The 12,634-nt window shown below is 40.0% G+C and carries 9 protein-coding genes and 3 pseudogenes; 6 read left to right on the plus strand and 6 right to left on the minus strand.

What is annotated here, in order from left to right; all coding sequences use genetic code 11:
* Positions 1–113: 113 nt before the first annotated feature.
* Positions 114–395, plus strand: coding sequence for a transposase family protein (locus ACFQ38_RS01645; RefSeq protein ID WP_456242984.1), 282 nt, complete (start codon positions 114–116; stop codon positions 393–395).
* Between the two features lie 60 nt (positions 396–455).
* On the opposite strand, the pseudogene istB reads toward ACFQ38_RS01645, so the two are convergent.
* Positions 456–1,232, minus strand: a pseudogene (gene istB, locus ACFQ38_RS01650) (IS21-like element helper ATPase IstB).
* A gap of 28 nt (positions 1,233–1,260) precedes the next feature.
* Positions 1,261–2,476, minus strand: a pseudogene (gene istA / locus ACFQ38_RS01655) (IS21 family transposase).
* Positions 2,477–2,772: 296 nt separating this feature from the next.
* On the opposite strand from istA, the gene ACFQ38_RS01660 reads away from it, so the two are divergent.
* Positions 2,773–3,195: a hypothetical protein gene (locus ACFQ38_RS01660; RefSeq protein WP_336825204.1), complete on the plus strand. Its 423-nt coding sequence runs from the start codon at positions 2,773–2,775 to the stop codon at positions 3,193–3,195.
* A gap of 662 nt (positions 3,196–3,857) precedes the next feature.
* Here ACFQ38_RS01660 and ACFQ38_RS01665 read toward each other — a convergent pair.
* Positions 3,858–4,175, minus strand: a complete 318-nt coding sequence (locus tag ACFQ38_RS01665; RefSeq protein WP_381479624.1) for a helix-turn-helix domain-containing protein — start codon at positions 4,173–4,175, stop codon at positions 3,858–3,860.
* Between the two features lie 214 nt (positions 4,176–4,389).
* On the opposite strand from ACFQ38_RS01665, the gene argH reads away from it, so the two are divergent.
* The 4 genes from argH to ACFQ38_RS01685 are packed head-to-tail and all read left to right on the plus strand — an operon-like array spanning position 4,390 to position 9,949.
* Complete coding sequence (argH, locus tag ACFQ38_RS01670) at positions 4,390–5,862, plus strand: argininosuccinate lyase (RefSeq protein ID WP_381479625.1); 1,473 nt, start codon at positions 4,390–4,392, stop codon at positions 5,860–5,862.
* A gap of 22 nt (positions 5,863–5,884) precedes the next feature.
* Positions 5,885–6,898, plus strand: coding sequence for a TAXI family TRAP transporter solute-binding subunit (locus tag ACFQ38_RS01675; protein WP_381479626.1), 1,014 nt, complete (start codon positions 5,885–5,887; stop codon positions 6,896–6,898).
* A gap of 17 nt (positions 6,899–6,915) precedes the next feature.
* Positions 6,916–8,838, plus strand: a complete 1,923-nt coding sequence (locus tag ACFQ38_RS01680; RefSeq protein WP_381479627.1) for a TRAP transporter permease — start codon at positions 6,916–6,918, stop codon at positions 8,836–8,838.
* 16 nt (positions 8,839–8,854) lie between these two features.
* Positions 8,855–9,949, plus strand: coding sequence for an NAD/NADP octopine/nopaline dehydrogenase family protein (locus ACFQ38_RS01685; RefSeq protein ID WP_381479628.1), 1,095 nt, complete (start codon positions 8,855–8,857; stop codon positions 9,947–9,949).
* A 626-nt stretch (positions 9,950–10,575) separates the two neighbouring features.
* Here ACFQ38_RS01685 and ACFQ38_RS01690 read toward each other — a convergent pair.
* The 3 genes and pseudogenes from ACFQ38_RS01690 to ACFQ38_RS01700 all read right to left on the minus strand — a co-directional run bounded on the left by ACFQ38_RS01690 (position 10,576) and on the right by ACFQ38_RS01700 (position 12,613).
* Positions 10,576–11,478, minus strand: a complete 903-nt coding sequence (locus ACFQ38_RS01690) for a hypothetical protein (protein ID WP_381479629.1) — start codon at positions 11,476–11,478, stop codon at positions 10,576–10,578.
* 284 nt (positions 11,479–11,762) lie between these two features.
* A pseudogene (locus ACFQ38_RS01695) lies at positions 11,763–12,202 on the minus strand (SRPBCC family protein); the annotation flags it as partial.
* Positions 12,203–12,220: 18 nt separating this feature from the next.
* The gene (locus ACFQ38_RS01700; protein WP_381479630.1) at positions 12,221–12,613 is read right to left on the minus strand and encodes an ArsR/SmtB family transcription factor; all 393 of its coding nucleotides are present in this window, start codon (positions 12,611–12,613) and stop codon (positions 12,221–12,223) included.
* Between the last annotated feature and the right edge of the window lie 21 nt (positions 12,614–12,634).

A 12,634-nucleotide genomic window follows, 5' to 3' on the forward strand; every position in this document is an offset into this window, starting at 1 on the left:
AGAGAAATATTGGAAGGCTGGCAAGCCTTTTTTTATTAAAACTTGTGTTGCAACGTTATGTACTTTTCCTCTTCAAAACTCTGTACTTCTATTTTGCACTACACACCCCCTTCGTGGAAAAGTATCAACGCTACACGAAAGAGTGGAATCAGGTCGTCCGTATCCAATCAATCAAAGCGAAAACCTTTAAAGAAGCAGGTGAAGTACTCGGCACTTCCAGCTCAACAGTGATCCGGCGATTCAAGGAAGTGGCGAAAGAGCAGATGCCCCATGGAGTCCGATTACCAAAAGCCATTGCGATCGATGAATATAAAGGCGATACAGATGCGGGTACANACAGCTGTGAAAAAGGTATTGGGACGCCCTGTAAGGGATTCATAACAAAACGAAAGTGAAGAAGCGCAATGCTGTCAATACCGGGTTAAAATTCCCCAAAATCGCCGGACTAAAATTCCTCACTTTAACGATTCAGCAGCTGAAGGCAAAGGGAACACCCCAGCCTTCCTTTTCTCTTCCATGCGATATGAATCGCCTTTAATGCTAAAGGTTACGGAGTGATGTAGGAGACGATCTAAAATCGCTGTTGCTAAAACATCATCCCCAAATGTTTTTCCCCATTCCAAATAGGATTTATTTGAAGTAATGATCATAGCCCCTTTTTCATATCACTTAGAAACGATTTGTAAAAACAAATTGGCTGTGACTTCGTCAAAGTCGAAATATCCGATTTCATCTAAAATAATGATATCTGGCTTACATAAACGCTTCATTAAATAAGATAGGGTGCCTTTTTGTGAAGCTTTGTGACACTGCTCTCCTAACTCATCGGCCGTAATAAACAAAACGTTGTAGCCTTTGGCTAACGCTTCTAACCCAAACCCGATGGAGAGATGTGTCTTGCCCACCCCCGGTGGGCCTAGTATGATGCGGTTTTCTCCATTTGCGATAAAGCGGCAGGTACAAGTCTCTTTGACGCGCTGCTCACTAATACTAGGCTGAAAGCTAAAGTCGAATTCATGGATCGTTTTTGTATACGGAAATTTTGCCTTGCGAATTCGTTTTGCCAAAGCCTCTGATTCTCGATGTTCCCAATCCTGTTTTACCAGGGTGTCAAGAAAGTCAAAATATGATAAAGTATTGGCAGAGGCACTCTCGACTAGTTCATCTAGTAGCTGGGCTGTCTGCTGCCACCCGAGCGCTTTTAAGCGTTCTTCGAGTAATGATGAATGCATAATCTTATTCTCCTTCCTCGAGCGCAGCTTATATAGCTAACGATCGACTTTCAACAGTCGGTATTGGAGTAGGGGAATCTGGGGTCGCCAAACCATGTAGATTCTTTTCCTGCTCTTTTTTTGTTCCGGGTAGCCCTTGATAATGCTCAGGTTTCATAGTCACTTGATGTCTGCGGATGTATGGCTATCCGTTCATAATCATCGTATAGTTCAAGCACTCCTTCGTTAGTTTCATGTACCTTCACTTACTGTCCAACGTATCGATACGGCACGGAATACTTATTCTGCTGATAAGAAATAAAACAGTCCTTACTCACTTCCCGGAGTTCCCATTGCCTTACTTGATACAGCGGTTTTGTATTCCATGGAATCAAGAGCGCACGCTCTTCCTCGAACCGGTCACATGGGCGTTGTTGTGTTGTTTGATTGCGCTTTTTATGAACCACCCCATCTAGCCATTTACGTACTTCTGAATTTAAATCTTCCAGATTTTCTGGAAGGCGACGCTTAAGGAAATTTGATTTTAAATAAGCTACAGCCCTCTCCACTTTTCCTTTCGCCTGCGCCCAATAGGGCTTGCAGGCTTTCGGAACAACACCATAGTAGGAAAGAAAATCTTCAAACTTTTTGTTAAACCGAATCTGGCTGACACTGTGTTTCGTGACGACAGTTCGCATATTGTCGTAAAGGAGCTGCTGGGGAATGCCATTGAAATAGCTAAAGGCATTCATATGACATTTCATTAGCGTTTCCTGTGTCATATCCGTTGTAAACTCAATGTATCGTTTACAGGAATAACTTAGGATCATAATAAAGGCGTACAACGGACGCTTCAATCCATCTACATAAAATTCACCGATATTCTCTGCCCAATCTACTTGCGCCTACCGTCCAGGGATGGTTTCAAATCGGACAGTTGCTTGTTTCTTCGGCGCCTCCCGAAAGGGTTGGACAAATTCTCGAAGAATGGTGCTTTTTCCTTCGTAGCCTTTCACTCGGATTTCTTCTATTAGAACTGCACAATTTGTCGTACCTTCTTTAATTCGTTCCAGCAGATACGGCTTGAAGGGATCCAGCTTACTTCCTCTTTTAGCTCATTTTTCTGATTGTGGTGTAGCTTCTGCCTTTAAATATTTCCTGATGGTTTTTCGATCAATTCCTGTTTCCCTTGCAATCGCACTGATTGTCCAGCCTTTTTGTTTCAATTCTCTTATCATAAAAAAATCCTCCAACAATAACGTCATTCCCACACTTCCAATCTATCTCTCTCAAAATAGATTATCCGTAAAAACTGGGGAATTTTAAACCGTTATTATTGAGGATTTTAACACCGATATTCACAAAAGGTTAGGAATAAGAATGACTGTGCACTATTTTAGTATTATTTTTAAAGTTAAATAATAAACGCAAATGAGTCTTTCGATTGAAAATGTCGCAAAATATTTTGTTTCATTATGAACTTAAGATAAATAGTCCATAAATTCATAGAATAGGTTGGAAATGTTTAATTACTGAATGGCTGTTTGTGAGGAGGAAAGAAGTGAAGGTAAAAGATATTAAAGATAACATATTTAACGAATCAGATGAAAACTTGATTAAATTTATTAGGAAAGAATTTATAGAAGTGAGATCAAAAAATCCACATAAGTATATGAACAACTTGGATAGTTTAAGAAAGATTGATACAGTTACTAGAACTACTGCTATTGCAAGGATGAAGGTGTTGCAGGAAGTAAACGATATGTCAAAGAGTGTTGCTATGCTTACTGCTTTTGTGGTGGCAATTTCAGCTGCATATTTCTTACTTGTAGAAAACATGCTTGGACAGGGCTTAGCTGCATCCCTTATTTATTTTGTTTTGCTTTGTGCTTTATTTATTATGATTTCTATGAAGATTGGAAGTAATATTGGAAAAAGGGGGACAGCCGTATACTTTCAAGAGCTATTAGAAAAGATAGTATAGTTGGGAATATATCTGAGTAGGTTCCACGAAACATATTACACGAGAAAATGTTAAAGAGAAAAAACTCATATAATAGTAAAGCAGGAGTATGGAAAGAGCTGGTGCTGAAAATAAGAAATTTACATAAAGAAATTATGTGTAATAAAGTAAAAGAATTACTCAAAGACAGGAAATTTGAAAGCCTTACAACGGATCTACTGTCAGAGGCAGGGTTTGAAAATGTGAATAACATGAATCCTTATATTCCAGTATTATATTCGATAAGTGAAGACATTGATATAGAAATGTTACAGCAGATAATAAATAGAAATAATTAGCCCAATAAAAAAATTTGATCACATTTCTTTAGAAAATCATATATGAATATCCTTTGTGATAGGATAGATGTCATAGTTAGCTAATACTATATAAATAAATGGAATAGGAACGTGCAAAAATTTTGAAGAAATGGATCTTCGGAATTTGTATTTTGCCAGTCAAACTATAAAGGGACAGTAACCGTTTGCCAGTAGAGTTCCTTTGCATCAACAGCTCGAATTGCTATAGAACAACTGTTTCCAGCTTGCGATTAAAAATTAATCATTATGAAGTCAAACAGTTACGTCAATAACAAGCCTCCCTCCCACGAAAAAACCGTGGAGGGAGGCTTGTTTTATTTTCTTTTAATTGTCCCCTAAATCTCTTTTAGCCAAAGCTTCGATAAAGTCATTTAGTTTTTCTCGTTCATATTCGGAAAGCTTTCTAGCGTTTTCAACTAAGCGTAATAAATCAGGGGTTAGGTCCATTTGGTCTCCAAAAAATTCTCCAAGGGTGATGTTAAGGGCGTCACATATTGTTTTAAGTTTGTCCAAGGAGGGGAGATGACGGCCTCTTTCAATATCGCTTAAGTAAGGTTGTGATATGTAAGCTTCCTTGGCCAATTGGGTCACGCTCAATTGTTGCATTTCTCTTAAATTCCGTATTCGATTTCCTACATTCATAAGTGATCACCTTCTTTCATTATATAGGCTCTTTTCATATGGTTGGTTGATTATTTTGAAACTTTAATCGTAAATAACTATAAATATATTGACTTTATAGTTATTTACGATATATGATGATATCAGTATTTAAATTATTCAGAAATGCGAGCTGGTGTTTATAAGAAATGAAATTGAATTCACTAAAGTATTAAAGCAAAAGGAGTGGAATGAATTGAGAGAAAGACTTAAGTCGGATTTATCTGAGAAGGTTATTGAGTATTTATTTGAACCGTCCATTTTAGCTGAGAGGGAGAGATCCTTTTCGAATATGATGAATGTCAATCAGGCTCATTTATCAATGCTTTTGGCAGAAGGGATTGTGGAGGAGGAAACTGGGGAGAAGATCAAAAAGGGCTTAGATGAAATAGTGGCAGAAGGGAAACGTGCATTATCTATTGATCCGAAGTTGGAAGACTTGTATTTCAATATTGAAAAAAGGTTGATCGAGAAGGTTGGGACTGAAGCGGGTGGTCAACTGCATACTGGCAGGAGTCGAAATGATTTATATACAACCGTGCTACGAATGAATACGAGGGATTCACTCTTAATAATTATGGAATTGGTCCTCCAAACAAGGAATGTCATTCTTCAAGTCGCGAAAGAAAATACATCAACTGTCATATCGGGGTATACACATATGCAGCCAGCAGAACCAATAACATTGGGACATTACTTTTCGGCATTAGGACAAGCGTTCGAAAGAGATTCCCATAGACTCGTCAACGCTTTTCAGATGACAAATTGTTCGCCACTTGGATCTGGGGCAATGGCAGGTACGACTTTTCCGATCAATCGAGAGACAACTGCCAAACAACTTGGCTTTTGCGGGGTGCTCGATAACTCATTGGATGGGATTGCGTCGCGTGACTATTTATTAGAATCACTGTCGGCTATGAATATCCTCATGAATCATACGAATCGAATTGCTCAAGATCTTTACATTTGGTCAACGGATGAATTTGGAACGGTCGCGGTGGGGGACTCGGTAGCCGCGAGCAGCAGTATTATGCCTCAAAAAAAGAACCCGATTACGTTTGAACATATGAAAGCGAAATCATCGCATGTTTTAGGGGCATATGTATCCGCAACGGGTTGTTTGAGTAATATTTCATATGGCCATTGTAGGGATTTGTCGGAAAGTGCGACGTACTTATGGGAGGCGTTCAAGGAAGTTGAAGCTTCTCTAAATCTACTCAATGAAACTGTTCAAACATTATCTTTTAATGAGGCTCTTATGCTTGAAAGAGCTGTTCTGAATTTCACAACGGTAACTGAGTTGGCAAATGTCATTGTGAGGGAAGAGAAAATTTCTTTTCGGCAAGCCCATCATATTGTAGGAAATGTAGTGAACTATATGCTGGAACATCGCATTCCGCTTACTGAATTGAGCTCCGAATTGATAGAAGAGATTGCGTACAATGTCCTTGGTCAAAAGATAGCTTTACGTACGGATAAAATCGAAAGCGCTTTAAATCCGATCTTGAACGTTAAGTCGAAAAATTCGAAGGGCGGACCTGCTCCAGAAGAAGTGAAAAAACAGATAGGTAAATTAGAAATAAAGTTAAAGAAAGATGAACGGTTTTACGATCAATTGAAAGCGGCAATTATGCGCTCAAAAGCAGAGCTGGACGAGGCATTGGTATAAGGATAATGGAGGGGAAATTAACATGTTGCGTAATCAATACATTAAGGTGATTTTGTTTGGGTGTTTGATTATTTTTATTCTTTCGGCATGTTCGGATGTTAGTGGGGAAGGAGATGCCGGTACAAATGGATCGGATAGTCATAAGTTGCTATTAGGAACTTCCAGCCAGGGGGGAACCTACTATGTGTGGGGTGGGGGATGGGCCGATATTATGGCAAAGTCGATTACAGATGTAGATATAGCAGTCGAAGTTACCGGGGGCCCTAACTCGAATATGCAGTTGATTCAGAGTGGAGATATGGAAATCGGCTTCGTGACAGCTTGGTTAGGTGGGGAAGGGTACAACGGAGTTGGATGGACGGATCAGAAGCATGACAAAATCCGAAGTTTGTTTGCTATGTATCCGAGTGTTATGCATATGTATGCGTTAAAAGGAAAAGGCATTGAAAGTATCCATGATTTTAATGGAAAGCATGTCAGTACTGGAGCACCGGGAAGTACTAGCGCGGAAGCTGGAACCGCACTTTTGGATGCACTGGATATTACACCGAAAAAAATTAGTGGATTGCCAACAAGTACTTCAGTTGATGGTTTACGAGATGGAACAATTGACGCAGGCTTTGCAGTCACTGGAGTTCCGGGTCCTTTTATGATGGATCTTGAGACATCCCATGAAGTCCAACATATCGGGCTATCGGATGATGACATGGAAACGTTGTTGGAAAAGTATCCGTATTGGAACGAAATGGTCATCCCGAAAGGAACGTATAAACATCAGGATGAAGATATAAAATTAGTAGCTTTTTGGAATTTAGCAATTGCTTCATCCGATTTATCCGAAGACCTCGTCTATGACTTAGTGAAAGCGACTTTTGAAAAAAACGAAGAACTGCAAGCCGTGGATCCTACAGCGAAAGATACAATTGCGGAGAACATTAAATATTCAACGGTTCCATTACATCCGGGGGCCTTGAAATATTATCGCGAAGTAGGAATTGAGATTCCAGATGAACTAATTCCGCCTGAGTCCAAGTAGAAAGGGGGAGAGGGAGAATGGCGAATCAAGTGGAAACACCAGAAACAGATGTGGTGGAAAATAAGAAAAATCGTACGTTGACAGGTATGCAGCTCGTCCTCTTCACTTCGATAGCTGTATTCATGTCGCTATTCCATATTTACGTTTTAGGGTTCAGCCCGGTTACCCCTTGGGTTCTTTACACGATTCACTTAGGGCTTGGCGCGATCTTGATCTTGATGAACTATCCAATGCGGAAGTCGAAGATCAATCAAGGGATAACAGTGATCGACTGGATACTCATTGCGGCTGTGACGTTTGCAAGTGGTTACCTCATCATTGAGATGGACGAGCTTGTATATAGAGTAGGGGTTGCTCCTACACAAATGGATTTAGTTGTAAGCGTGATTTTGATCGGTGTTGTTTTGGAAGTTACACGTAGAACGACTGGCTTAGTGCTACCGATTTTAGCATTGCTCTTCATTCTTTACGCTAATTTAGGGAAGTTCGTTCCAGGTTTTATGGGGCATCGTGGATACGATTGGGATCGTATTTTAAGCTATCTAAACAGCTTGGACGCAATATTCAGCGTTCCAATCGGTGCTTCGGCAAGCTTTGTGTTTCTTTTCATCTTATTCGGTTCCTTCTTGGGCGGAACGGGTGGAAGTCAATTTTTTATCAACTTTGCAATTGGCGCGACTGGAGCAAGGAGGGGAGGACCCGCAAAAGCCGCGGTCCTTTCCAGTTCCTTATTTGGATCGGTTTCGGGAAATTCAGTTGCTAATGTTGTCTCAACAGGTGTTTTTACAATTCCATTGATGAAAAAGATTGGGTATCCTTCACGCTATGCGGGGGCTGTAGAAGCTGTTGCCTCTACGGGAGGACAGATCATGCCGCCCATTTTAGGATCGGCTGCATTTATTATGGCTCAACTGGTCGGTGTACCCTATTTAAACATTGTTGCTGCATCTGTCATCCCGGCACTTTTGTATTTCATTACAGTATTCGTAATGATCGATTTGCAAGCAGCGAAGTTAGGGTTAAAAGGGATGCCCAAATCAACGCTGCCTAATCTCAAAGAAGTTATGAAAAATGAAGGTCATTTATTCATCCCGCTATTGGTGCTGATTTTTGTAATGACTGTATTGAAAGCAAGCCCTATTAAAGCGGCGATATGGGCGATCGCTTCGACAATTATTGTGTCCTCTTTTAAAAAGCAGACAAGATTGAACTTGAGGAAATTCATTGATTGCTTGGCGGACGGTGCTAAATCTGCGCTTGGAATGATTGCTGCTTGTGCTACCGCAGGCTTGATCATTGGCGTTTTAAACTTAACTGGAGCGGGGTTGAAATTTGCTTCTGTCATCATTTCGTTTTCAGGTGGAAGTCTACCGCTTGCATTGATTTTAACAATGTGTGCGACGATTATTTTAGGAATGGGCTTACCGACAACAGCGGCCTATTTGATAACAGCGGCAGTCGTCGCGCCAGCCCTCGTTCAAATGGGCGTACCAATGTTGGCGGCTCATATGTTTGTGTTTTACTTTGCATGTTTATCCGCATTTACTCCACCAGTTGCATTGGCTGCATTTGCTGCAGCAGGTATTGCGGACGCTAAACCGATGCAAGTGGCAATGACAGCTGTTCGAATCGGGATCGTTGCATTTATCATTCCGTTCGTATTTGTCTATGGGCCAGCTATCTTGCTTATTGGTTCGACGGGTGAAATCATTTTAGCTACCATAAGCGCATTGCTTGGCGCGGTGGCCTTGGCATCAGCCGTTGAAGGTTGGTTTTTAAGGATGAAAGCAAATGTTGTCATACGAGGCTTGCTCTTAACTTCTGCATTATTGTTAATCGTCCCAGGAATAGCGAGTGACGCTATTGGAGTTGTCCTAGTGCTCATCTCGGCAAGTTATCAGCTGATTACGAAAACAAAAAAGGAAACGATCGTAGCATAGGGGAGGAGAAGGATTCATGAAGTTTACAATCATCGGAGCTGGCAATGGTGGGCAAAGCATGGCAGCCCATTTGAAAATAATGAAACAACAAGTTGTGCTATATGACATTCAAGAGAATTTGATCCAACAAATTAACGACAGGGGACATATTACCGTTGAAGGGGTTATAGAAGGAAGTGTACCGATTAAAGCAACGACAAATGTAGCCGATGCACTAAAGGAAACGGATGTCATAATGGTTACAACGACAGGCCCGGCTCATAAAAGTGTAGCAAAGTCGATTGCCCCTTACTTGAAAGATGGCCAACTCATTATGATTTTACCAGGCTACTGGGGTGCGCTGGAATTTAGAAAAACATTCAAACAGTTGGGGATACAAAAAAATGTCTACGTAGCAGAAACAGAGTCTTTAATTTACACGTGCAGATCAATTCACCCCGGACATGTACGAATTCGTAAAATAAAAGATTCATTGGAGTTTGCATCATTACCGGCAAGCGACTCTCCAATTGTTAAAGATATACTGAAGGACATTTATCCGCAGTTGAAAATCGCATCAAATGTGCTCATTACAACGATGAATAACTGTAACCCGATTTTTCATGTCCCGATTACACTTATGAATGCGGGACGAATTGAATCGGAAGGGGATTTTTACTTCTATCCCGACGGCGCTACGCCTTCCGTTGTAAATGTTATGGAACAATTAGAACGGGAACGGCTGGAAATCGGAAAGAAACTAAAGATTAACTTATCCACCTGTTTGGATTTGCTGAATCGCTTTTATGATGTGAAGGAGGCAAACTTATATGATGCGATTCAAAGCAACCCTGCCTACAGGACAGGAAAAGCACCAACCACTTTACGATACCGTTATATTTATGAAGATATTCCTTATGGCTTGATTCCAATGGTGAGTCTTGGAGAGAAATTAGGTGTCGATATGGCATGCAGCAACTTGCTGGTTGACTTGGCCTCGATTGCAATGAAAGAGGATCTACGCAAGCGCGGACTAACACTCTTGGATTTAGGAATTGATGGGATGTCGAAGGAAGAGATTGTGGAGTATTTGGCTGGGAGTGCGGGTCGAGTGGTTGGAGAGGTGAGATGAGTAAGTTATGGTGAAAGAGAAGAAAGCCGGCAATTGTGTTGGCTTTCTTCTGATGTTTTGTTTCATTCGGTGCTTATTTAAAGGTCTGTTGGTTCAGCTTTTGGAAAGTTTCCAAGGAAAAATTCTATTCAAAACGTCTCTATTTGTTCTTGTTTTATTAACTAAAAGCTTCCGATCATCATCTACTAACTTACCATCCGAACGTGTAGTTATACCATTAACGAATACTGCTTTGTTAGAATGAAACTACATAACCAGCCTCAACTAATTCTTCAACTGTTACTGACTGGTTACCGCTGATTTCGACTACTAATTCATGATCAGCTTCTGCCCTCTAAATTCCTTCTGGCTTCACGTTGCAATAGACATCTTTAAATGGAAATAAAATTGTGGAGAGTCACCATTTGAGAATTTATACATTATAGAAATACCAAGTCACCCCAGTTATAGGTACTTGGTCTTTCTATCTTCGAATTTCCTGGGAATTCAACTTTATACCATAAATAAGCAACATGAAAGAAAAGTACATATGAACAGAAAAAAAGATTACCATCATAGGCAACCTTTGATCTTAATTCGTGAATCCTAAAGAAGAAATATAACCTCATGATCCTTGCTCAATCATTTTATCGATACAAAAGCCGATAAAATCCTATATACAACGGAAAAAAGACACAGAGAAAGAACACTCGTAATGTAAAGAAGGAGCTGACGATCTCAAGAAATGATAACTTTGCAAGAAATACGTTATACGAATTATTTTTAGGGATTGCAATTTTAATGTTATCCCCTGGCAGGTACTTGCGATAAGTCCAACTAGATACTTCCTTATCGACTGTCGTGTAACTGCCTTTTGGAGTTTCATAGCCGATCTTTAAAGTATGATAAGAATCATGCACCGAGTTATACTCATGATGATAAGAGATGACCTCGCCACTCACTATTTCTTTATTAAAGGGATTTAGTTTTTGACCTAAATTGATCAGAACAAAAAAAGCATAGACGGAGAAAGGGATGATTAAGCTAAGCATGACAATTTTTTGAAACAAATCCTCAACTCGGAAGATGGGCAGTTTCCCTAATAGACGAAAAAGAGGGTCGAATAGTTTGTATTCAGAGAACCATAAAAACAACGTGAAGCAAAGCAGCACGAGTCCGATGAAAATAAACAAAAGATACATTGAACTATTGTAAACAACGTCATAGAGTGTGTGGAAGTCCGTACCATCAGATGTATAGCCACTGATTGACTTGCCGTCTATTGCGTGCATTACTTGCCTCTTCGAAACTCGCAAATCCTGCGGATATATTTCTTCCGAAGCATGTTCGTTTTGTAACTCTACTTTTGCATAGTATATGGGTGGCGTATACAATCCTTTTTCCGTTCGAATATCTAATACAATACCTTTTGCTTTTTTGAAGTCTTTAATCGGATAATCATATAGAAACTCTTCCGTGAAATAATGAGTGCACCCAGTGATCACAACAGAAGTCAGTAAAAAACCGAGGAAAACCCAAATTTTTTTCAATGAATGACATCCACCTTTTCACTGTATGCTGAACAAATGTGTAAACCATCCTCTTTAAATAGAACAAACTTAGATAATATCTACGTCAAGATACTTTGCTGTTAGGCCTTTAAAAATTTCTGTATAGGATGATGTATTAAGAGACGATTAACTACTTTGGTCAATCGCCTCTGTAAATATTTTTCATATTAATAAAAGTCTTCTACCTTGCTTTACTTCAAGCTCTCAACCAGTGCATCTAAACTATCCCACGTTTGTTTGATGCCTTCCAACAATCCCATGTCTAAAACAGCTTGAAGAGAATCTGCTGAATCGAATTCAGTACGGCTGACCAATTTCGTTTGACTGCCTAAATCGATGAATTCCATCGTGACCTCTGGAGATGGCATCGATTCATTGATATTACCTTCAGCATCTGAAAAATAATCGTTATAGACAATCTTTTCTGGTTCAATAATTTCCTTATAAATGGTTTTGTTCCAAGATTCCATTCCGTATTCTTCTTGATTCTTATAACACATTTCATGCAATAGTGCCATACCCCTCCTGGGCGGAAATCCACGTTACAAACAGGTAGTTCCCAACCGTCCGTACTCCACCAGCGCTTTAAATGCTCCGGTTCTTTAAAAAATTGAAATAGTTGATTGCGCGGCATATCATACACGCGCTCTAAAACTAAAAACCTTTCGTTCTCTACTCTTGAAACCATTTCGTTATTCGCCATAATTTACCTCCCTGTTTTTCACTCATCGTTTTTTCGTTTGTTATTCAATTCTTGTACATAATCATCCAAGTTGAGCCTCTTTTCCAAATTCTTTTGAAAGGAAGTCGCCCAAAATTTGATGACTTGGAAAGGCTCAGGCCGAAGCTTGTAATATCGACGATTAGCTTCTGGCTTTACTTCTACAATTCCGTTATCACTCAGCACCTTTAAATGCTTTGAAGCATGCGGTTGGCTTAGTTCCAACCGTTTAGCGATTTCTCCCACCGTTAGAGGTCCATCGCGAAGCAATTCAACGATTGCCATCCGATTCGGTTCAGCCAATGCGCTAGGGGCTGTCCAATAAGTCCCTAAAATAGAACAGGTGGCGAAAAACGAATCGTTTTTCGCCACCTGTTCTTGTATTTTTCTCATTCAATACTGAAAGTAGCACGC

Origin of the sequence: Sporosarcina contaminans (genome assembly GCF_042679045.1) — a bacterium.
GTDB classification, from domain to species: Bacteria; Bacillota; Bacilli; order Bacillales_A; family Planococcaceae; genus Sporosarcina; species Sporosarcina contaminans.

Bases quoted from the DNA above. Each gene is read 5' to 3' on its own strand.
- ACFQ38_RS01665 (WP_381479624.1), bottom strand. From the start codon at position 4,175: ATGAATGTAGGAAATCGAATACGGAATTTAAGAGAAATGCAACAATTG.
- ACFQ38_RS01675 (WP_381479626.1), top strand. From the start codon at position 5,885: ATGTTGCGTAATCAATACATTAAGGTGATTTTGTTTGGGTGTTTGATT.
- ACFQ38_RS01680 (WP_381479627.1), top strand. From the start codon at position 6,916: ATGGCGAATCAAGTGGAAACACCAGAAACAGATGTGGTGGAAAATAAG.
- ACFQ38_RS01685 (WP_381479628.1), top strand. From the start codon at position 8,855: ATGAAGTTTACAATCATCGGAGCTGGCAATGGTGGGCAAAGCATGGCA.
- ACFQ38_RS01700 (WP_381479630.1), bottom strand. From the start codon at position 12,613: ATGAGAAAAATACAAGAACAGGTGGCGAAAAACGATTCGTTTTTCGCC.